General features: G+C 73.0%; 21 protein-coding genes. 11 read left to right on the forward strand and 10 right to left on the reverse strand.

Going from position 1 to position 20,863, the window contains the following annotated elements; translation table 11 throughout:
- Positions 1–51 precede the first annotated feature (51 nt).
- Positions 52–1,203: an acyl-CoA dehydrogenase family protein gene (locus ABT026_RS06045; protein ID WP_351112637.1), complete on the reverse strand. Its 1,152-nt coding sequence runs from the start codon at positions 1,201–1,203 to the stop codon at positions 52–54.
- Between the two features lie 90 nt (positions 1,204–1,293).
- Here ABT026_RS06045 and ABT026_RS06050 point away from each other — a divergent pair, with 90 nt between their 5' ends.
- On the forward strand, positions 1,294–1,935 hold the full coding sequence (locus tag ABT026_RS06050; RefSeq protein WP_351112639.1) for a TetR/AcrR family transcriptional regulator: 642 nt from the start codon (positions 1,294–1,296) through the stop codon (positions 1,933–1,935).
- 70 nt (positions 1,936–2,005) lie between these two features.
- On the opposite strand, the gene ABT026_RS06055 is transcribed toward ABT026_RS06050, so the two are convergent.
- The 3 genes from ABT026_RS06055 to ABT026_RS06065 all read right to left on the reverse strand — a co-directional run bounded on the left by ABT026_RS06055 (position 2,006) and on the right by ABT026_RS06065 (position 5,153).
- Positions 2,006–3,088 carry a zinc-binding dehydrogenase gene (locus ABT026_RS06055; RefSeq protein WP_351112641.1) on the reverse strand — a complete coding sequence of 361 codons (1,083 nt, stop codon included), beginning with the start codon at positions 3,086–3,088 and terminating at the stop codon, positions 2,006–2,008.
- 104 nt (positions 3,089–3,192) lie between these two features.
- Complete coding sequence (locus ABT026_RS06060; protein ID WP_351112643.1) at positions 3,193–4,581, reverse strand: aldehyde dehydrogenase family protein; 1,389 nt, start codon at positions 4,579–4,581, stop codon at positions 3,193–3,195.
- 305 nt (positions 4,582–4,886) lie between these two features.
- Positions 4,887–5,153 (reverse strand): hypothetical protein, encoded by a 267-nt coding sequence (locus tag ABT026_RS06065; protein ID WP_351112646.1) that lies wholly within the window; start codon positions 5,151–5,153, stop codon positions 4,887–4,889.
- A gap of 363 nt (positions 5,154–5,516) precedes the next feature.
- On the opposite strand from ABT026_RS06065, the gene ABT026_RS06070 reads away from it, so the two are divergent.
- Positions 5,517–7,127, forward strand: a complete 1,611-nt coding sequence (locus tag ABT026_RS06070; protein WP_351112648.1) for a serine/threonine-protein kinase — start codon at positions 5,517–5,519, stop codon at positions 7,125–7,127.
- Between the two features lie 84 nt (positions 7,128–7,211).
- Here ABT026_RS06070 and ABT026_RS06075 read toward each other — a convergent pair whose 3' ends face one another.
- A complete protein-coding gene (locus tag ABT026_RS06075; RefSeq protein WP_351112650.1) occupies positions 7,212–8,003 on the reverse strand; it encodes an SGNH/GDSL hydrolase family protein in 792 nt (263 codons plus the stop codon).
- A 258-nt stretch (positions 8,004–8,261) separates the two neighbouring features.
- Positions 8,262–9,065 carry an SGNH/GDSL hydrolase family protein gene (locus ABT026_RS06080; protein WP_351112652.1) on the reverse strand — a complete coding sequence of 268 codons (804 nt, stop codon included), beginning with the start codon at positions 9,063–9,065 and terminating at the stop codon, positions 8,262–8,264.
- Positions 9,066–9,667: 602 nt separating this feature from the next.
- On the opposite strand from ABT026_RS06080, the gene ABT026_RS06085 reads away from it, so the two are divergent.
- The 5 genes from ABT026_RS06085 to ABT026_RS06105 all read left to right on the forward strand — a co-directional run bounded on the left by ABT026_RS06085 (position 9,668) and on the right by ABT026_RS06105 (position 14,342).
- Positions 9,668–10,492 (forward strand): glycosyltransferase family 2 protein, encoded by an 825-nt coding sequence (locus ABT026_RS06085; RefSeq protein WP_351112654.1) that lies wholly within the window; start codon positions 9,668–9,670, stop codon positions 10,490–10,492.
- Positions 10,493–10,557: 65 nt separating this feature from the next.
- Positions 10,558–11,538, forward strand: coding sequence for a glycosyltransferase family 2 protein (locus ABT026_RS06090; protein WP_351112779.1), 981 nt, complete (start codon positions 10,558–10,560; stop codon positions 11,536–11,538).
- Positions 11,531–12,337 (forward strand): polysaccharide deacetylase family protein, encoded by an 807-nt coding sequence (locus tag ABT026_RS06095; protein WP_351112656.1) that lies wholly within the window; start codon positions 11,531–11,533, stop codon positions 12,335–12,337. The genes ABT026_RS06090 and ABT026_RS06095 overlap by 8 nt, the downstream gene beginning before the upstream one ends.
- Positions 12,338–12,467: 130 nt before the next feature.
- Positions 12,468–13,574 (forward strand): DUF5925 domain-containing protein, encoded by a 1,107-nt coding sequence (locus ABT026_RS06100; RefSeq protein ID WP_351112658.1) that lies wholly within the window; start codon positions 12,468–12,470, stop codon positions 13,572–13,574.
- A 15-nt stretch (positions 13,575–13,589) separates the two neighbouring features.
- Positions 13,590–14,342 carry a DUF72 domain-containing protein gene (locus ABT026_RS06105; RefSeq protein ID WP_351112660.1) on the forward strand — a complete coding sequence of 251 codons (753 nt, stop codon included), beginning with the start codon at positions 13,590–13,592 and terminating at the stop codon, positions 14,340–14,342.
- Between the two features lie 13 nt (positions 14,343–14,355).
- Here the strand turns inward: ABT026_RS06105 and ABT026_RS06110 are convergent, their stop codons facing one another.
- Entirely contained in the window at positions 14,356–14,745 is a 390-nt protein-coding gene (locus ABT026_RS06110; RefSeq protein ID WP_351112662.1) for a GntR family transcriptional regulator, read from the reverse strand.
- A gap of 76 nt (positions 14,746–14,821) precedes the next feature.
- Here ABT026_RS06110 and ABT026_RS06115 point away from each other — a divergent pair, with 76 nt between their 5' ends.
- Both ABT026_RS06115 and ABT026_RS06120 read left to right on the forward strand, forming a co-directional pair.
- A complete protein-coding gene (locus ABT026_RS06115; protein WP_351112665.1) occupies positions 14,822–15,751 on the forward strand; it encodes a GNAT family N-acetyltransferase in 930 nt (309 codons plus the stop codon).
- A complete protein-coding gene (locus ABT026_RS06120; protein WP_351112667.1) occupies positions 15,732–16,262 on the forward strand; it encodes a ribonuclease FAU-1 family protein in 531 nt (176 codons plus the stop codon). Before ABT026_RS06115 ends, ABT026_RS06120 begins: the two co-directional genes overlap by 20 nt.
- On the opposite strand, the gene ABT026_RS06125 is transcribed toward ABT026_RS06120, so the two are convergent.
- From ABT026_RS06125 to ABT026_RS06135, 3 genes are all read right to left on the reverse strand, one after another.
- On the reverse strand, positions 16,255–16,911 hold the full coding sequence (locus ABT026_RS06125; RefSeq protein WP_351112669.1) for a Tat pathway signal sequence domain protein: 657 nt from the start codon (positions 16,909–16,911) through the stop codon (positions 16,255–16,257). The two genes, ABT026_RS06120 and ABT026_RS06125, sit on opposite strands and share 8 nt — an antisense overlap.
- Before the next feature lie 155 nt (positions 16,912–17,066).
- Entirely contained in the window at positions 17,067–17,717 is a 651-nt protein-coding gene (locus ABT026_RS06130; protein ID WP_351112671.1) for a Tat pathway signal sequence domain protein, read from the reverse strand.
- Between the two features lie 399 nt (positions 17,718–18,116).
- A complete protein-coding gene (locus tag ABT026_RS06135) occupies positions 18,117–19,019 on the reverse strand; it encodes a hypothetical protein (RefSeq protein ID WP_351112673.1) in 903 nt (300 codons plus the stop codon).
- Between the two features lie 527 nt (positions 19,020–19,546).
- Between ABT026_RS06135 and ABT026_RS06140 the strand changes: the two genes are divergently transcribed.
- Positions 19,547–20,167 (forward strand): DUF6230 family protein, encoded by a 621-nt coding sequence (locus tag ABT026_RS06140; RefSeq protein WP_351112676.1) that lies wholly within the window; start codon positions 19,547–19,549, stop codon positions 20,165–20,167.
- 86 nt (positions 20,168–20,253) lie between these two features.
- Complete coding sequence (locus ABT026_RS06145; protein ID WP_351112678.1) at positions 20,254–20,790, forward strand: DUF6114 domain-containing protein; 537 nt, start codon at positions 20,254–20,256, stop codon at positions 20,788–20,790.
- Positions 20,791–20,863 lie beyond the last annotated feature (73 nt).

Below are 20,863 nucleotides of genomic sequence, written 5' to 3' on the forward strand. Positions count from 1 at the left end.
ACATCCGCCCGCGTACTCAGTCGCCGGTGGTCCGGCGTACTCAGCCGGTCGTCAGAAGGCCGAGACCCCCGTCAGGTCGCGGCCGATCAGCAGCTTCTGGATCTGGCTGGTGCCCTCGTAGAGGGTCATCACCCGGGCGTCGCGCAGCAGCTTGCCGGCCGGGTACTCGTCGATGAAGCCGTACCCGCCGAAGACCTGGAGCGCGTTGTTGGCGCAGCGCACCGCCGCCTCGGAGGCGAACAGCTTGGCCTTGGACGCCTCGACGGTGAACGGCAGGCCGCGGTCGATCAGGTCGGCCACCCGCCACACCAGCAGCCGGGCGGCGTCCACGTCGAGCGCGATGTCGGCGAGCAGCTCCTGCACCAGCTGGTGGTGGGCGATGGTCTTCCCGAACTGCTCGCGCTGGCCCGCGTACTCCAGCGCGCAGTCCAGCGCGGCCTGGGCGATGCCGACGCAGCCTGCGGCGACCGACATCCGGCCCTTGGCCAGGGTGGACATCGCGACGGTGAAGCCCTTGCCCTCCGGGCCGAGCAGCGCGGAGGCGGGCACCCGCACGTCCTCCAGCACCAGTTCGGCGGTGGCCTGGCCGCGCAGGCCGAGCTTGCCGTGGATGGTGTTGCGGGTCAGGCCGGGGGTGTCGGTGGGCACCAGGAAGGCGGACACGCCCTTGTGGCCCGGCGCGTCGGTGGAGCGCGCGAAGACGATCGCGACGTCCGCCCAGGTGCCGTTGGTGATGAACATCTTGGTGCCGTTGATGACGTAGTCGTCGCCGTCGCGCATCGCGCGGGTGGTGAGGTTGCCGGCGTCGGAGCCGGTGCCCGGCTCGGTGAGGCCGAAGCAGCCCAGCGCCTCGCCCGCGGTCAGCCGCGGCAGCCACTCCCGCTTCTGCTCCTCGGTGCCCCAGCTCTGGATGGTCTTGGTGACCAGGCCGAGCGAGACCGAGACGATGCCGCGCACCGAGGAGTCGCCGCGGCCCAGCTCCTCGGTGACCAGGCAGTAGGCCAGGTGGTCGCCCCCGGAGCCGCCGTACTCCTCGTCGATGGTCAGGCCCAGGAAGCCGACCTCGCCCAGCTTCCTCACGATCGAGCGGTCCACCTGCTCGGCACGGTCCCAGGCGACCACGTGCGGGGCGATCTCCCGTGCCACGAAGTCCCGGGCGAGCTCCTGTACCGCCGCCTGCTCCTCGCTGAGCCCCAGATTCACGGTGCGCCACCCCACGGTCGAGTCGGTGTTCCTGTCCCGCGTTAAATTAGCACTGCTAGTTTAAGCGGTCGAGACTCTACGATGTGCGTCATGCCACGCCCCCGCACGCCGCTGCTGTCCACCGGCCGGATCGTCGAGACGGCCCTGGCCCTGGTCGACGCCGAGGGCCTGGCCGCCCTCTCCACGCGGCGGCTCGCGGCGGAGCTGGGGGTGAGCGGGCCCTCGCTGTACAACCACTTCCGCAGCCGGGACCAGATCCTGGAGGCGGCGGCGGACGCGGTGAGCGCGCAGGTCGACCTGTCGATGTTCGAGAACGGCACGCCGTGGCGACAGGCGCTGCGGGAGTGGGCGGCCTCCTACCGGGCCGCGCTGCGCCGGCACCCCAACATCGTGCCGGTGCTGGCGCGGGGGCCGGGGCGCCGTCCGGCGGCGCTGCGGCTGGCGGACGCGGTGTACGGGGCGATGGTCGAGGCGGGCTGGCCGCCGGCCCACGCCACCTCCGTCGGCGCGCTGATGCGGTACTTCATCATGGGCTCCGCGCTGGGCTCGTTCGCGGGCGGCTTCGTCGGGGACGAGACGGCCTACGACCCGGCGGACTATCCGCACCTCGGCCAGGCGCACCTGCTGGCCGGGCGGCAGGAGGAGATCGACGAACGCGCCTTCGACACGGGGCTGCGGGCCCTGCTGGACGGGCTGGAGCGGCAGTACGAGGAACTGCGCGACACGCGATGAGGGCGCCCCCCGTGGGAGGGCGGACCCGGGCCCCCGGTGACGGCGGGCCCGGGCGCGGTGGAGCGGTGGGCTAGAAAACGACCAGGGCGCGGCCGCCCTTGCCCGCGGTCATGTTGTCGAAGGCGGAGGGAATGTCAGCCAGGCCGATGCGGTCGGTGACCAGCATGCCGAGGTCCAGCCGCCCCGCGCGGACGTGCTCCGCCAGCACCGGAAGGTCCCGCGCCGGGTCGGAGTTGCCGTACACGCAGCCGGCCAGCGTGCGGCCCCAGTGGAAGATCTCCAGGGCGTTGAAGGTGACCTGCTGGTCCTTCCCGCCGATGCCGACCACCGTCGTGCGGCCGCCGCGGCGCGTGGACTCCCAGGCCGTGCGGATGGTGACCGCACGCCCCACGCACTCCACCGCCACGTCGACGCCCTGCTTGCCGGTGAGGGCGCGGATCTCCCGCGCCGTCTGCTCCGAGGCGACGACGTAGTCCGTCGCGCCGGCCGCCCGCGCCAGTTCCTCCTTGGCCGGGGAGACGTCCACCGCGATCACCTTGGACGCCCCGGCGATGCGCGCCGCCTGGACCGTGGCGAGGCCGACGCCGCCCACGCCGTAGACGGCGACCGTCTCGCCCTCCCGCACCCGCGCCGCGTGGTGCACGGCGCCGTAGCCGGTGAGGACGGCGCAGCCCAGCAGCGCCGCGTCGGTCAGCGGGATGCCCTCCGGCAGCGGCAGCACCGTGTTGGCGGCGACCACCGCCTCCTCGGCGAAGGCGGCCACGTTCAGCCCCGGGTACAGCTCCAGGCCGTCCGAGGCCCGGCGGGCGTAGGGGGCGGAGGCGCCGTCCAGCGAGCGGGCGCACAGCCAGACCTCGCCCAGGGCGCAGGACGGGCAGCTGCCGCAGGACGGCGACCAGTTGAGCACCACCTGGTCGCCCACCGCCACGTGGGTGACGCCCTCCCCCACCTCCGTCACGGTGCCGGCGCCCTCGTGTCCGAGGACGGCGGGCAGCGGCACCCGCATGGTGCCGTTGGCGATGGAGAGGTCGGAGTGGCACACCCCGGCCGCGGCGAGCCGGATCCGGACCCGGCCGGGGCCGGTCTCCGGCAGCTCGATCTCGGTGACTTCCAGCGGGGCGCCGATCGCGGGCGCCACGGCGGCGAGAACCATGGGAGGAACGCTCCTAGACGTGAGGGACTCGGACGTGGGGACGCAGACCTGCGGAGAGGCAGAGCTGCGGGTAGCAGAGCCGCGGGGAGGCACAGGTGCGGGACTCAGAACTGGAGGGACTTCGTCTGGAGGAACTCCGCGAGCCCGTGCGCGCCGAGCTCCCGCCCCACGCCGGAGTGCTTGTAGCCGCCGAAGGGGGCGAGCGGGTTGAAGCGCCCGCCGTTGATGTCGACCTGCCCGGTGTCCAGACGGCGCGCGAAGGCGGCGGCCTCGGCCTCGTCGGCGGCCCAGACCGCGCCGGCCAGCCCGTAGACGGTGCCGTTGGCGATGCGCACGGCGTCGTCCTCGTCCCGGTACTTCAGGACGGACAGCACCGGGCCGAAGATCTCCTCCTGGGCGATCGTCATCTCGGGAGTGACGTCGGCGAAGACGGTGGGGGCGACGCGGAAGCCCTTGTCCGCGGGCGCCTCGGGGCCGCCGGCCACCAGGCGGGCGCCCTCGGCGACGCCCTTCTCGATGTAGCCGCGCACCCGCGCCTGCTGCTTGGCGTTGACCAGCGGCCCGATGCGGTCGCCGTACTTGGCGGCGGCCTGGGCGGCGAGCTCCACGGCCTCCTCGTAGCGGTCCTCGTGGACCAGCATCCGGGTCCAGGCGCTGCAGGTCTGGCCGGAGTTGGCCATCACGTTGGCGACGCCGACGGCGACCGCCCTGCCGAGGTCGGCGCTCGGCAGGATCACGTTGGCGGACTTGCCGCCGAGCTCGAGGGCGACCTTCTTCAGCCCGGCCCCGGCGGTCGCGGCGATGGAGCGGCCGACGGCGGTGGAGCCGGTGAAGGAGACCATGTCCACGCCGTCGTGCTCGGCGAGCGCCTGCCCGGCGACCGGGCCGAGGCCGGTGACCAGGTTGAAGACGCCGGCCGGCACCCCGGCCTCGTGGACCGCCTCGGCGAACAGCTGGGCGGTCAGCGGGGTGTCCTCGGCCGGCTTGAGGACGACCGTGCAGCCGGCGGCCAGCGCGGGGGCGACCTTGGCGACGACCTGGTGCAGCGGGTAGTTCCAGGGGGTGATCGCGGCGACCACGCCGATCGGCTCCTGGTACACGGTGGAGTTGCCGACCTTCTCCTCGAACGGGAAGGAGGCGGCCAGCTCGGCGTAGGAGCCGCAGACCGCGATCGGCGAGGCGGCGTGCACCTTCTGCGAGAACGGCAGCGGGGAGCCCAGCTCGGCGGTGACCGTCTCGGCGATCTCGTCCTTGCGGGCCGCGAGCACGTCCCGCAGGGCGGCCAGCCGGGCGGCGCGCTCGGCGGGCGGGGTGGCCGCCCAGCCCGGCAGCGCGGCGCGGGCGGCCCGTACCGCGGCGTCCACGTCCTCGGCCGATCCGGCGGGCACCTGGGCGATGACCTGCTCGTCGGCGGGGTTCAGGACGGCGATGGTGTCCGGCCCGACGGCCGCCCTCCACGCTCCGTCGATGTACATGCCGTCGTGTGCCTTCATCAGTGCGTCCTCCGGGCGGGATGGGGTTCCCCGGGCCGACGGCGGTTCCCCCGCCCGGTCGAGGCCGGAGCGGGAGGGAGGAGCCGGGAGCCGGGGGCGTCGTCCGCCGCTCAAGTTAGCGAGCGCTTGCTTTGACGGCCAGAGCGTGCGGGGCCGGTCTGGGAGGAGAGACAAGGTTCACACGGCGATCGGCGGCGTCCGCACAGCGTCCGGACGCAGCACGAGGCCGGCCCTCCGCTGCGAGCCGTGGGGACGGCGGGAGTGTCTGCGCGCAGCGGAGAACCGGCGGTGTGGAGCGGTGGCGGTCAGCGACCCCCGAAGAGCGAGCGGGTGAGCCGGCGCAGCGGCGCGAAGAGCGACACGCGCTGGACGCGGTGCACCCTGCTCCGCTCACGCGGCACGTCACGTGCCGTGAGCTCACGCATCAGCGTGGTGGCCTCCAACGTCTCGCGCTGCGGTACGGCGGGACCCGACAGCACCGAGAGATGGCGGTCGAGGCGCGAACTGGTCGCACTGCTTCCGCAGGTGATCGCAGGGACACGCGCCCTGCTACGCATCGTTATCTGATCCATGACACTCCCCACCCGTACGAGTCCACCCGGCCCGGGCAGGGCAACCTTATCGTCCTTGGTGGGGGATGGCGCATCTCGATCACAGAATTCACCTTTTCCGCAAGACGGTTGACAACTCCTCACCCGATGCATGAAGTTTCAGGGCGAGTTGGACAACCGGCACAGCAGCCGTCCGGTCCTCGGCACCAGGATCGCAGGTCACCGCGGGTGACGCCCGTCGCGCATCGCCGACGCCGTCGGCGGGCAGAACACCGGGGAGGTTACGCCCCGGCAGACCCCGTACCCCGGGAAAGCGTTCCGAAAAGCGTTCCCGTGGTGAACCGGCGCACCGGTCCTCACCGGTCCTGGAGAAAGAGGTGACCCTTGACTGAGGAACCGGACGCGGACCGCCTCGTCTCCGGCCGCTACCGCCTGCTGTCCACCCTCGGCAGCGGCGGCATGGGCACGGTGTGGCGGGCCCAGGACGAGGTCCTGCGCCGCGAGGTCGCCGTCAAGGAGGTCCGCGCCCCGGCCGGACTGCCGGACGACGAGGTGAGCCGTCTGTACGCCCGCCTGGAGCGCGAGGCCTGGGCCGCGGCCCGCGTCTCGCACCGCTCGGTGGTCACCGTGTACGACGTGGTCACCGACGGCGGGCGCCCCTGGATCGTGATGGAGCTGGTCCGCGGCCTGTCCCTGTCCGACGTGCTGGAGGCCGAGGGGGCCCTGACGCCGGCCCGGGCGGCGGCGATCGGCGCGGACGTGCTGGCCGCGCTGCGCGCCGCGCACGAGGTGGGGGTGCTCCACCGGGACGTGAAACCGGCCAACGTGCTCATCGGCAACGACGGCCGGGTGGTCCTCACCGACTTCGGCATCGCCACGCTGGCCGGCGACACGGCGCTGACCCGGACCGGCGAGGTGATCGGCTCGCCCGAGTACCTCGCCCCGGAGCGCGCCCTCGGGCGTCCCTCGGGACCCGAGGCCGACCTGTGGTCGCTGGGCGTGCTGCTCTACGCGGCGGTGGAGGGCAGCTCCCCCTTCCGTCAGGACACCCCGCTGACCACGCTGCGCGCGGTGGTGGACGAGCCGCCGGCCCCGCCGCGCTGGGCGGGCCCGCTCGCCGTGGTGATCGACGGTCTGCTGCGCAAGGACCCGGCGGAGCGGACCTCGGCGGACGAGGCCGAACGGCAGCTGCGCCTGGTGGCCGCCGGCGGGACCCCCGAGCCGTCGGCCGCCGCGGCCGTCGCCACCGGCCCGACCGTTCCCCTGCCGCCCGGCGGCGGCCCGGGGTACGGGACGTCCGCGCAGCGGGCGGCCGCCCCGCCTCCTCCTCCCCCGCGGCGCTTCGACGACGAACGGCGTCCGGACGAGCGGGACGGCGGTGACCGGGCGAGGACCGCGCTGGTGATCGGCGTCCTGGTCCTGGCCCTGCTGGTGGCCGGACTGGCCTGGCGGCTGGCGAACCCGGACGACAAGGAGGAGGGCAAGGACTCCACCGCCACCTCCGACACCGGCACCCCCGACGACCGTCCCACCCGCGAGCGGAGCAGGACGCCGAGCCCGTCCGCCACCGGGACCTCCGCGAGCCCCAGCCCGTCGAAGTCGCCGGAGCCGGCCCAGACGGTGGAGGTCTCCGTCACCGGCTCGCACACCGACCGCACCGGCCCCTGCCCGGCGCCGGAGACCGAACGGCCTTCCCTCACCGCCTCGTTCACCCTGGGACGCCCGCCCGCGGAGGTCCGCTACCGCTGGGTGAGCGACCTGGCCGACGGCGTGGTCGACGAGAGCTGGCGGACGCTCTCCTTCGCCAAGGGCACGACGACCCACGAGGTGTCCGTCCCCCTGTCGCTGGACGGGGTGGAAGGGGCCGTGGAGGGCTCCGTCCACGTCGAGGTCGACCGGCCGGTGGAGGCCGCGTCCGAGCCCGTGTCCGTCGCGCTCGTGTGCGAGGCGCCGGAGGAGCCGGAACCCGACCCGTCCACCGAGGGCGAGGACTGAACCCGGCCCCGACAGCACGACGTCCCCCGTTGCCTGGTCAGGGCACGGGGGACGCGGCGTTCCGGCGCGAGGGCCGGGCGTGGGTCAGTCGTTGGCGTTCAGCACCGGCAGGTAGCCGCCCGACTGGCCGGCCGCCTTCGGGTGGTAGGACTCGCCGATGGAGATGTTGACGCTGTGCAGCCACGAGCTGCCGGAGCAGATCTCGTGCCCGGTGAACGGAGGCCGGACGTCGCCGAAGCGGAACCCGTAGGCCGCCGCGCGCTGCGAGGTGACCGAGTTCAGCAGGTCGGCCGCCGCGTTGATCGCGGAGCGCTTGGTGTCGGAGAGACCGGCGCAGACCGCCTCCACGTCGTAGAACTTGGGGTAGCCGATCACCACGACGCGGGCGTTGGGCGCGCGGTTCTTGATGTCGGCGTACAGGGCGTTGAGGTTCCCCGGCAGCGTGGAGCTGATGTAGCTGCGCGCGGTGTTGATCCGGTTGAGGCACGTCGTGTCGGTGCTGAGGACACAGGTCTGCATGACGTCCGCGAAGCCCGCGTCGTTGCCGCCCGCGGTCACCGAGACCAGCTGGGTGTTGGCGCTGAGCGGAGCCATCTGGGTGCTGCGGACGGAGCTCGTGGTCGCCCCCGAGCAGGCCATGAAGGAGAAGGAGGACGGCGCGTTCGCGTTGGCCCACAGCTGCGGGTAGGCGAGCGAACTGCGCTTGCAGTCCCCGCTGGAGGAGATGTAGCTGCCGGCGCCCACTCCCGAGGAGTAGGAGTCGCCGAGCGCGACGTAGAAGCTCGCGGCGGCCTGCGCCTGGGTCGCGCCGGTGAAGGCGAGGGTCAGCGCGAGCAGGAACGAGCTCACGAGGGACGACGTACGGACACGTCTCATGGTGGGGGCCTCCATGGTCGGCGGGTTTGACGGAGGAACTGTGACAGCTACGCGCGTTGACTGGAAGTGCTCATGCCAAAAAATCCATGCAGCGGAGCCGCTTTTTTTCGCGTCTCGAAGCGATGGGTCCCGGCCACGGTGAGCAATTCGAGCCAATCCCCCGCGAAGCGACGAGCGGCGCGCCCGCGGCGGGACGAGAACGGCACGCCCCCCGCACCCTCGTCGGGTGCGGGGGGCGCCGCGCGCGGGGAGGGCAGGTCAGTCGTTGGCGTTCAGAACGGGGAGGTAGCCGCCCGACTGGCCGGCGGCCTTGGGGTGGTAGGACTCGCCGATGTTCGTCCAGTTCACGCTGTGCAGCCACGAACTGCCGGAGCAGAGCTCGTGCCCGGCGAAGGTGGTGCGGACGTCGCCGAACGCGAAGCCGTAGGCCGCCGCGCGCTGCGACATGACCGAGTTCAGCAGGTCCGACGCGGCGTTGATCGCGGTCCGCTTGGTGTCGGAGAGCCCGACGCAGATGGCCTGCACGTTGTAGAACTTCGGGTAGCCCAGCACGACGACGCGGGCGTTGGGCGCGCGGTTCCTGATGTCCGTGTACAGGGCGTTGAGGTTCCCCGGCAGCGTCGAGGAGATGTACGACCGGGCCGTGTTGATCCGGTTGAGGCACGTCGAGTCGCTGCTGATCACACAGGTCGTCATGACGTCCGCGAAGCCGGCGTCGTTCCCGCCCGCCGTCACCGAGACCAGCGCGGTGGAGGCGTTGAGCGGACCCATCTGACCGCTGCGGATCGAGCTCGTGGTGGCGCCGCCGCAGGCCACGAAGGCGAACGACGAGGGCGAGTTGGCGTTGGCCCACAACTGCGGGTACGCGTTCGTGCTGCGCTTGCAGCTGCCGCTCTCGGCGGTGTAGCTGCCGGCCCCGACGCCGGAGGAGTACGAGTCGCCGAGGGCGACGTACGCGCCGGCCGCCTGGGCGGAGGCCTGTGCCGCGGCCGCCCCGGTGAAGGCTAGCCCTACGGACAGAAGGAACGAGCTCACGACGGCGGACGTACGGAAACGTCTCATGGTGGAGCCTCCCTGTTCTGCAGTTGTTTCTGCACCAACTGTGGTACCAGCTACACGCGTTGACAGGAAGTGTTCATGTCAACAAATCAATGGAGCGGCACGCCTCCCGGCCATGATGGCCTACGCAATACCTGATGAACCTGCAATTAACGCGTGTCACACGCGAATTCGGGCATCTTGACGGCATACCGCCATTGCGCCAGATTGGCCCCGACCGCCATCTCTTGGGCCGGTAAGCGGATGGAACGCCTCAACCCGGCAAAACGTCCGATCACCTTTCAGGTATTGCGATTACCGACCAATTGCCAATATCGTCATACATCTCTTACGCACCGGTCCGTCGTCCCGCGGTTCAGGGGAGGGCTCGGAACCAGTCGGACCGGGGCGGACGCGCGGTAGGGGGGTGCTCGATGACGCGACCGGTCGTCGGGTCGTGCCGCGCGCCCGGGTTCCGGCCCACGGATCCCGGACAGTTCCACCGGCTCACCCGGCGCGCGCGGAGATCCCTTCCTGCGTGCCGTGGGTGAGAACCCCCCTTTCGCACCGGACTCACAGCGGCCGCCCGGGGGTGGGCGGTCCGCCGGACGAGAGGGACCACAGACATGAGCGCAGTGCTGCCCCCGGTCACGCCGGGGCCCGACCTCTGCCCGGCCGCCGAGCGGTACCGGCCCATCACCACCCACCTGGCCATCGCTCCACCGGTCAGCGTGGTGATCCCCGCCATGAACGAGGCGGAGAACCTTCCGTACGTCTTCAAGACACTGCCGGACTGGATCCACGAGGTGGTCCTGGTCGACGGCGACTCCACCGACGACACCGTGGCGGTGGCCCGCGAACTGCGGCCGGACGTCAAGGTGGTGCGGCAGACAGGCAAGGGCAAGGGGGACGCCCTGATCGCCGGCTTCGCGGCCTGCACCGGCGACATCGTCGTCATGGTCGACGCCGACGGTTCGGCCGACGGCAACGAGATCGTCAGCTACGTCTCGGCCCTGGTCTCCGGGGCCGACTTCGCCAAGGGGTCGCGGTTCGCCAACGGCGGCGGCACCGACGACATGACCTTCGTCCGCAAGCTGGGCAACCGCCTGCTGTGCGCCGCCGTCAACCGGAAGTTCGGCGCCCGCTACACCGACCTCTGCTACGGCTACAACGCCTTCTGGCGTCACTGCCTGGACAGGATCGACCTGGACTGCACCGGGTTCGAGGTGGAGACGCTGATGAACATCCGCGTCGTCACGGCCGGGCTCAAGGTGCAGGAGATCCCCAGTCACGAGTACCTGCGCATCCACGGCGTCAGCAACCTGCGGGCGGTCCGCGACGGCCTGCGGGTGCTGCGGGTGATCCTCGCCGAGCGCTCCAACCGGCGGGCGCTGCGCGGCCGTCCGCGCAGGTCGCCGTGGACGGCCGTGACCTCCGGCGAGGTGTCGTGACCGGGCCCGCCGCGCACGACCGGAGCGGACTGCCGGCCGGCCCGGCCGTGCCGGAGATCTCGGTGGTGGTCTGCGTCTACACCGAGGACCGCTGGACGGACATCCTCGCGGCGGTGGCCTCGGTGCGGGCGCAGTCCCGGCCCGCACTGGAGACCCTGTTGGTCGTGGACCACAACCCCCGCCTGCGGGACCGGCTGGAGCGGCAGTACGGGGGCGCGCCCTCGGTGCGGGTGCTCGCCAACGCCGGCCCGCGCGGCCTGTCGGCCGGACGCAACACCGGGATCGCCCACGCCCGGGGCGAGGTCGTCGCCTTCCTCGACGACGACGCGGTGGCCGAGCGGGAGTGGCTGCGGCACTTCGCGGAGGCGTACGACGATCCGCGGGTGATGGCGGTGGGCGGGCGCACCGAGCCCGTCTGGGCGTCCGGCCGCCGGCCCGCCTGGTTCCCCGAGGAGTTCGACTGGGTGGTGGGCTGCACCTACCGCGGCCTGCCGCCCGGGCGGGCGCGGGTGCGCAACGTGCTGGGCGGCAACGCCTCGTTCCGGCGCACCGCCTTCGAGGCCGCGGGCGGCTTCGCCACCGGCATCGGACGGGACGGCGACCGGCGGCCGCTGGGCTGCGAGGAGACCGAGCTGTGCATCCGCCTCGGCCGTGCGCTGCCGGGGGCGGTGCTGATGGTCGACGACCGCGCCGTGATCCACCACCGGGTGCCCCCGGCCAGGGAGCGGTTCGGGTACTTCCGCACCCGGACCTACGCCGAGGGGCTGTCCAAGGCGCTGGTCGCCCGGAGCGTGGGGGCGGACAAGGGGCTGGAGTCGGAGCGCCGGTACGTCGCCCGGGTGCTGCCCGCGGGGGTGCTCCGCGGCCTCGGGGACGCGGTGCGCGGCCGGCCCGGCGGGGCGGGGCGGGCCGGCGCGATCGTGGCCGGCGCCCTGGTCACCGCGGCCGGCTACCTGGTCGGCACGGTGAGGACCCGGCGGGACGGCGGGAACGTGGTGGTCCCGCCCTCCCCCACGGCGGCGGGGAGGGCGCCCGGCCATGCCTGAGCCCGAGGTGCGCGCGGACCGCGCCGTCCCGGTGCTGATGTACCACGCGGTCGCCCAGGACCCGGTCCCGGCGACGCGAGGGCTGTCGGTCACCCCGGCGGCGTTCGCGGGTCAGCTGGAGATGATCGCGGCGGAGGGTTTCACCCCGGTGGACACCGCCGCCCTGGCCGCGGCCTGGCGCCTGGGCGCACCGCTCCCGCGCCGGCCGGTGCTGATCACCTTCGACGACGGCTACGAGGGCGTGCACCGTCACGCGCTGCCGGAGCTGGCCCGGCACGGCTTCCCGGCCACCGTCTTCGTCACCACCGGCTGGCTGCGCGGGGCGTACGACACCGGCGGCGCCCCCGACGCCATGCTGGACTGGGCCCAGGTCCGCGAACTCGCCGCCCACGGGGTGGAGATCGGGGGGCACAGCCACACCCATCCCCCGCTCGACCTGGTCGGCGAGGGGGCGCTGCGCCGTGAGCTGGGGCTGTGCCGGGAGATCGTCGCGGCCGAACTGGGCGTCCCGCCCGCCTCGTTCGCCCACCCCTTCGGGCACTCCACCCGCCGGGTCCGGCAGGCGGTGCGGGACGCCGGCTTCGCCCAGGCCCTCGCCGTGGGCAACGGTCTGGCCCGGCGCCGGCAGGGCCCCTACGCCCTGCGCCGGGTGACGGTGCGGCGGCGGACCGGGGCCGCGGAGTTCCTCCGGCTGCTGCACGGGCGCGAGCTGGCCCGGAACTTCGCCGTGGACCGCTGTCTCACCCGGGGATACGCGGCGGTGCGCGCGGCACGGCGGCTCGTGCCGCGCGCGGGCTGACGGGGAGGTGCGCGGGGCGCCCGGAGTGCGTCCCGCGCACCTCCGCGAGGGGGGGGCGAGCTGTGGCGATGCGGGCCGGCAATACAGGAATTGCCGTGCGCTCGCAGCCGATCCCACGGATCATGAGCCCATGGCCGAAGACCCTCACGCCCTTGTGCCCATCCGGCTCGCCCTGGACGACGGCGACTCACCGATCGACGTCATCGACGCCCTGTTCCTTCAGCGTTTCACCACCGGCGAGCAGCCGTACTCCCGGACGGTGAGCCTCGACCGGGTCCGCCCCGGGGCCCAGCTGGTGCCCGACGAGGCCCGCGTCGTGCGGCAGGCCAGCAGTGACAAGCAGCGCTCCACCCTGGCCGAGGGCGACGGCTGGACCCTGCGGGTCTCCACCGCGCAGTGGGGCACCGGCACCCACGTCTCGGTGACGGCGGTCAGCGAGGAGCTGGCGCACTCGGTGATCCACCGCTGCACCGACGGCGTGGAGATGGAGCCGGAACCGGTCCCCGAGGAGGTGACCATGGGGTTCTGGCACCTCTCCCCGCGCCGCGGGCCGCTGCGCATCACCCGGCAGATCTCCGCCGCCACCTGGGACGAGGTCCGCGTCAACTACACGGCGCCGGTGGCCGGGGCGATGGACTCGCTGATGAAGACCACCCCGGAGGACATCGCCGGCCGTCTCCTGCTGCTGCACGGCCCGCCCGGCACCGGCAAGACCACGGCGCTGCGCACCCTGGCCCGCTCCTGGCGGGACTGGTGCCAGGTGGACTGCGTGCTCGACCCGGAGCTGCTGTTCTCCGACGCCGGCTACCTGATGAACATCGCCATCGGCGACGACGACGAGGACGAGGACGGCGAGGGCCGCTGGCGGCTGCTCCTGCTGGAGGACTGCGACGAGCTGGTCCGCGGCGAGGCCAAGCACGTGGCGGGCCAGGCGCTGTCCCGGCTGCTGAACCTGACGGACGGTCTGCTCGGCCAGGGCCGCAAGGTGCTGGTCGGCATCACCACCAACGAGGACCTGGAGCGCCTGCACCCGGCCGTGGTGCGGCCCGGCCGCTGCCTGGCGCGGATCGAGGTCGGCCCGCTGACCCGGCGCGAGTCGGTGGAGTGGCTCGGCGCCGAGGAGGGCATCGGCCGCGACGGGGCCACCCTGGCCGAGCTGTACGCGCTGCGGCGCGGCACCTCGCCGACGGCGCTGCCGGAGCCGCGGGCCGGGGAGGACGCGGGGCTCTACCTGTAGTGCTTTGATGGCGGTATGACCGTCTTCGTCGGCACCTCCGGGTGGCAGTACAAGGACTGGCGCGGCGTGCTCTACCCGGAGGGCACGCCGATGCGCCGGTGGCTGGAGGAGTACGCCGCCCGGTTCGCCACGGTGGAGAGCAACAACGCCTTCTACCGGCTGCCGTCTCGTGAGACCTTCGCCGGCTGGCGGGAGCGGACGCCGGCGGACTTCACGGTCGCGGTGAAGGCGAGCCGGTTCCTCACCCACGTGAAACGGCTCAAGGACCCCGCGGAGCCGGTGGAACGCCTGCTGTCCCACGCCGGCGGCCTCGGCGACCGGCTCGGCCCGGTGCTCCTTCAGCTCCCGCCGACCCTGCGCGCCGACGCCGCCCTGCTCGAGGACTGCCTGGCCTGCTTCCCGGCCGGGGTGCGGGTGGCGGTGGAGCCGCGGCACGACTCGTGGTGGACGGACCGGGTGCGGTCGGTGCTCGAGGACCACGGCGCCGCCCTGTGCTGGGCGGACCGCGGCTCCCGTCCGGTGACCCCGCTGTGGCGGACCGCGGACTGGGGCTACCTGCGGCTCCACGAGGGCCGCGCCCGCCCGTGGCCACGGTACGGCGCCCGCGCCCTGCGCACCTGGGCCGAGCGCGTCGCCGCCACCTGGCCCGCGGGCGACCTGTACGCCTACTTCAACAACGACCCCGGCGGAGCCGCCGTCCACGACGCCGCCCGCTTCGCCCGCGCCGCGCGCTCGGAGGGCCTGGAGGTGACGCGGACGCCGCGCTGAATCCTCCGGCCCGCTATACGGCGGGCCCCTCGTACACCGCCCGGACCGCGTCCGCGGCGGCGTGGTTCGCGGCGTCGGCGTCCAGGCCCAGCCGGCGCGCCGTCCGGGCGAACTCCCGGGCCGCGGCGGCCACCGCTCGCTCGGCGGCGGCTCCGGCGGCGGCCACGAAGGTGCCGTTGCGGCCGCGGGTCTCGATCACCCCGTCCGCCTCCAGCGCCCGGTAGGCCTTGGCCACGGTGTTGGCGGCCAGCCCGAGCGTCTCGGCCAGGCCGCGCACGGTCGGCAGCCGGTGTCCCACCGGGAGGGCGCCGGACCGCGCCTGTTCGGAGATCTGCGCCCGCACCTGCTCGTAGGGCGGCAGGCTGCCGGCTCGGTCGTCGATGCGGATCCTCAGGCTGCTCACACCCGGATTCTGCACCACCGGGCCACGGCCGGAAAATGAAGGGCGGCCCCCGGGCCCCTCGCGTAGCGTCCCCGCCATGACCGTATCGGTACGCGCCCTCCGGCCGGGGAACCGCAGCGACGCCGAGGCGTTCGCCCGGGTCCGGATGCTGGCCCTCCCCTATGTCTTCTTCACCGCCGACTCCGTCCAGCACGTGCTGACCCGCCTCCCTCCCGACGCCCGGTACACCGCGCTGCTCGCGGAGGAGGACGGCGAGGCGATCGGCACCGCACAGGTCAGCCTGGCGCACGACAGCCCGGAGCCGGGGCAGGCGCTGCTCAACGTCTACGTGCGCCCGGATCGCACCGGCCGCGGCGCGGGCACCGCCCTGCTGCAGGCCGGCGAGGAACGGATCGCCGCCCTGGGCGCGCGCGAGGTCTTCTCCTGGGTCCTGGACGAGCCCGCCGACCGTCTCTTCGCGGAGCGTCGCGGCTACCGCCCCGGCAGCACCGCCCAGTTCCTGCTCCTGGACCTGGCCAAGGCGGAACTGCCCCCGGTGCCCACCTCGCCCCCGGGCGTCGAGCTGCGCACCGCCGACGACTTCGCCGACGACCCGCGGCCGCTCTTCGCGCTGGACGCCGAGTGCACCGCCGACGAGCCCGGCGACGTGGACCATCTGCTCGACGACTACGAGAACTGGCTCGACGAGACCTGGCGGCACCCGCTGCTGCGTCACGACCTGACCACCGTCGCCGTCGTGGACGGCCGCCCGGTGGCGTTCACCGCGGCCCGCACGGACGGCGGCACCCGCTACGGCACCGGAATGACCGGCACGGCCCGCGCCCATCGCGGCCGGGGCCTGGCGAAGCTGGTGAAGGCCCACTCGCTGCACCGGGCCCGCGCCGCCGGCTTCACCGAGGCCCACACCGGCAACGACGCCGGAAACGAACCCATGCTCGCCGTCAACCGGTGGCTGGGCTACCAGGTCTGCGCCCAGGAGGTCCAGCATGTCCGCGAGCTCGGCTGAGGGGGGCGGCGGCCCGGAGCAGGTCGAGGTGGTGCTGCGCAAGGCGGGCCGCCTGAAGATCAGTTACCCCGCGGACCTGCTCTCCGACGACGGCACGCGGATCGCCGTCCGCGCCGAATGGGCCGGCGAGGGCGCCCGCGACTTCGGCTTCGTGCGGTTCGAGCCGCACGACGTGTTCACCGAGTGGTACTGGCGGGACCGGTGGTACTCGGTGAAGGAGGTCCGCGACCCCTCCGGCGTCCTCAAGGGCTGGTACTGCGACGTCACCCGCCCCGCGGAGGTGTCCGGCGGCCAGGTGGTCGTGGAGGACCTCGACCTGGACCTGTGGGTGTCCGGCGACGGGGCGAGGGTGCTGCGGCTGGACGAGGACGAGTTCGCCGCGAGCGGTCTGCGCGAACGCGACCCGCACGCCGCCGCACAGGCCGAGGCCGCCCTCGACGAGCTGGAACGGCTGGCCCGCGAGGGCGGCCTGGAGGGGCTGCTCGGCCGGCGCGGCCCGTCCGTCAGTTGACGACCACCGGACCGTCGGGCCCCGACACCGGGGCGTACTTGGCGGTGAAGTGAATGGTGGACGGACAGGTGGTCGACCCGCTCCCCTTGGCGAAGACCTGGTCGGTGAAGCTGAGGGAGTGATCGGCGTTGTTCGCCGTACCGTCCAGCCGGGGAGCGCTGTACGCGCACGTGACGTTGCCGAAGACGCTCTTCAGCACGGCGGTCGCGGTGATCGGTCCGTTCACCGTGACCGCCCCGCCGGAGGTGACCGAGGCGGTCAGCGGCGACGAGACCGTGATCGAACTGACGCCGGTCGTGCCGAGGATGGTGGACGTGCACGAGGCCGGGGCGAAGGTCTGCCGCACGTTGTTCTCGGTGGCCGTGCCCGGGGCCGCCGGATTGCCGGCGACGTCGGCGGCGAAGCCGGCGGTGGCGCAGGTGACCCCGGTGGTGCCGCCCGCCGTGGTGGTGAGCTTGGCCGTGGTGCCGGAGGCCAGTGGCGCGGACAGCGAGGTGACGGGAACGCTGCTGCCGTTGGCGTGCGTCAGGACCGCGAGGGTGGTGGGGGCCGCGGCGGCCGTCGCGGAGACGCCCCAGAGCGAGGCGGCGCCGACGAGGGCGGTCGTGACGGTGACGGTGGCGAACACGGTGGTACGACGACTGCGCATGGCGGATTCCTTCCGGTAGGGGACGCCGCTCGTGGCGTGCGCCGTGGTGCCGTCACGAGCCGACGCTGTCCGACAGGCCGAGGCCGCCCCCGCGAGCCGTGCTGCTCGCTCGCGGGGGCGGCCCGGGGACCTCACAGGTCCGGTGGACGCGCTGGTCAGTTGACCGACACCGCTCCGCCCGGTCCGGTCACCGGGGCGTACTTGGCGGTGAAGTAGCTGCTGGACGGGCAGGTGGTCGACCCGCTCGTCTTGGTCAGCAGCTGGTTGCTGAAGTTGATCGAGTCGTCCGCGTTGTTCGTGGTACCGCTGATGGACGCGGCGGAGTACACGCAGTTGACGTTTCCGAAGACGCTCTTCAGCACCGCGGTGGCGGTGATCGGGCCGTTCACCGTGAGCACCCCGGCGGAGGTGACCGAGGCGGTCAGCAGCGGCGAGATGGTGATGGAGCTGACGCCGGTGGTGCCGAGGATGTTCGACGTGCACGTGGCGGCGTTGAAGGTCTGCTTCACGCTGTTCTCGGTGGCCGTGCCCGGCGCCGTCGGGTTGGTCGCGACGGTGGCCTCGATGGCGGAGCCACTGCAGGTGACGCCGGTGCTGCCGCTCGCCGTGGTGGTGAGCTTGGCCGTGGTGCCGGCGGCCAGGGACGCGGTCAGCTTGGCTCCGACCGGGACGTTGGCGCCGGTGGCGTCGTACGTCAGGACCGAGGTGGCTGTCGGCGCGGCGGTCGCGGTCGCGGAGACGCCCCAGAGCGAGGCGGCGCCGGCGAGGGCGGCGGTGGCGAGTAAGGCGGTACGACGATTGCGCATGACGGATTCCTTCCATGGGGGATGGATCTCGGGGGGTGCGCACGGCGGTGACGCGGGTGCCGCCCCGTCACCGCCGTCTGCTCACACGCGGTGTGGGACCGGGCCCGCGGTGAGAGTTCGGGTGGCGCCGTTCGCTGCGAGTCTTCCTGCATGCCCATGACAGGCCGGGAGGTCGACCGCAGTCGTTCCCTAGGTTTTGTAACCGTGGCGCTACGGACGGTCAAGGGGTCCGCCGGATATTTGTTACCCGGGGTAATCCCAGTTCATGCCCGGAGCGCCGACGCGTCGCCCGGTGATCTCCGGGCACGCGGCCGCACACGGGGCGGGCGATTCGGGCAGGGCGGAGCGCCCGTCGGGGCGAGGCGTGCGGTCCCGCCCCGACGGGTCGCCGTGCGGTCGTCAGCCGCGGGCGTCGTTCAGTGCCGCGGTGAGCGAGGCCAGGCTGTCGTCGATGGCGATCGTGGTGTCGACGCCGGTGAAGGTGACCGCGTTCTCCCCCGCCCCGGCGGGCAGGTCGAAGAGCGAGTTCACGATCCAGTTGCTCTCCCCCAGCCCCAGCAGACCGCAGCGGCTGGCGCCGGGGATGGCCGCCGAGGAGTCGGTGAGGGTGCCGTTGCTGACCTTGAGCACCGCCGTCGAGTGCCCGTTGGGGTCGGCCTCGAAGGAGAGCTCCGGGGCGCCGGGCGAGGAGGCCCGCAGCACGATGGGCTTGGCGTCCGACCCCACGTAGCAATGGGAGCCGAGCAGCGGGTGGATCACCTTCAGCTTGATCGGCATCTCGAACAGCGGGTGGTCGCTGCCGACGGCCAGCGGCACGAAGTTCTTGATCGGGCCGGCCGGCTCGACCTTGATGTCGGCGCTGGTGACGCCGGGCCAGAAGTTGGCCAGGCCCGGCAGCGGCGCCTCGGTGACCGGGGCGTCCAGGAGCGGCCCGCCCACCGGGGCTGCGGTGTCGTAGACGTTGGCGGCGCTGCCCGAGATGTCGACCGTCGGGGCGGCCGACGACCAGCGGATGCCCCAGTTGAGCTTCATCGGGGCGCCGATCGGCACGCTGTACTCGCCGATCCGGAAGGTGCCCCCGTCGACCTCGGAGTGCACGCAGCCGACCTGGAGGTTGCCCGGCTCCGCGAGCAGCGACGAGGTGAGCGGGCAGGTGTCCATGTTCTGGTAGGGGGCGGCCAGCTGGGTCCCGGCGGCCGGGGCGGGCGTCGTCTGCAGTCCCACCAGGGCGGCGCAGCCGGCGATCACGGTGGCTGCCCTGCCGAGCAGGCGGCGGGGTCTGCGGTCTCTCACGTTGTCCATGTGCGCGTCTCTCCTCGCATCGGGCCCGTTCGGGCGGAGTCGTGCGGCACGGCGGCGCGGCGGGTCCCCCTTGCCCGGCGCCACGGGCAAGGGGGACGTCCAACCGCAGGGAAACCCAACGGTGTTCTACCGAGCGCTGGTTGGGCGGTCAAGGCGCGGGGGACAATTTTGTTACCCGAGGTAAGTCCAGTTCGGACGGCGGGCGTTGGCGTCAGGCGGCCTCCCGCGGGCCCTCCCGGCGACGGGTCCGCAGGTGGGAGCGCCACCCGGAAGGAGAAGCCCCCGACGCCTCCCCGGCACCACGTGGCCACATCCGCACCAATCAGCTCACAAGGTCAACACTCTTTGTCCGCAAGCCAATTGACCACGTTCCTCACTCGCCGGTAACTTCCAGGCATCCCCCCGAAGCCTCCGCCGCGCCGCCACCGACAGAACCAGGGAAACCCGGCGCGGACCACGGGAGGTGACGTCCGCGCCAGGACCTGCCCCGGTTCCACCGACATCGCCGTCACAGAGGAGAGCCGTTCATGTCAGAGTCCGCAATGCCCCTCAAGGGCCGAGTCCGCCTGCGCCGCTGGGCCGCGCTCGGCGTCCCCGGGGTGCTCGCCACCGCCGCGCTGGTCGTCGCGACCGCCCAGGGCATCCTGGCCGCCCAGTTCACGATCTCGGGCATGCCCTTCACCATCAACGCCGACAAGCTCCAGGCCACCGGCATGTCCCAGTACGGCGGTCTGGACAACATGCACCCGGACAGCCCGCTCCACGGCGACACGGGCGGCCAGGTGGCGGTGTTCGTCACCACCATGAAGAACGCCGAGATCACCAACCTGTGTCAGGCGGTCGCGATCGGCGGCACCCACCTGACCATCACCGCCGGGAACAAGGGCACCCCGGCCAAGGCCACCAACCTGGCCACCGACTCGGACACCCTGACCGGCCGGACGGGCACCTTCACCGGCCTGGAGATGGGCCGTGACGCCGCCACCCTGGACAAGGGCCCCTCACAGGGCCCGCTGGGCACCTTCGGCATGCAGGCCGACAAGATCGTCGTGGAGGACGTCTACCAGCACAACTGGGCGACCACCGCCGGTGCCATGACCCTGCCCAACCTGAAGATCGAGTTCAGAGAGGCCGGCTGCGGCAACTGACGCAGTCGCCGAGACCCGGCCGGCGGACACGTTCCGCCGGCCGGGCCCGTGTCCGATCGGAAACGCCCGCGAAGGAGCCGCCGGCCGTGGCCAGCGACAGCACATCCGACAGCCCGCACACCGCGCCGTACACCGCGCCGCACCCCGCCCCCGCGGCCGCCGAGCCGTCCGCGGCCGCGCCACCTGACGCCGACGCCGCCGCCGCTCCGGCGCCCCGGCGGCGGTCCCGGTTCGCCGTCTGGCGCGGCAACCGCCCGTTCATGGGCGGTCTGCTGCTCACCCTGGCCGGCGTGGAGATCATGCTGACCATGAAGGTCCTGGAGTCCTCGCTCCAGGTGATCCTCAAGGCGGGGGCCCTGGGCATCGCCGGTTACCTGCTGCCGGGCGTGATGACGCTGTGCGGGGTGCTGATCCTCTTCAATCCCGCGCAGCGGATCTTCTACTCGATCATCGGCCTGCTCGCCACGCTCGGGTCGTGGGTCACCTCGAACCTCGGCGGGTTCGTCGTCGGCCTGATCCTCGGGCTGCTCGGCTCGACCCTGGCCTTCGGCTGGATGCCCGACCAGGAGCCGCGCCGCAAGCTGCTGCGCCGCCGCGGCCGCGCGGCCACCCCCGCGGGCTGACCCGCGCCCACGGCGGCCCGCTCCCACGGCGGCCCGCTCCCGCGCGTGCCGCGGGTGTCTCCGCCCTCGGGCC

Source organism: Streptomyces sp. NPDC002734, from assembly GCF_040295685.1.
In the GTDB taxonomy this organism is placed as follows: Bacteria; Actinomycetota; Actinomycetes; order Streptomycetales; family Streptomycetaceae; genus Streptomyces.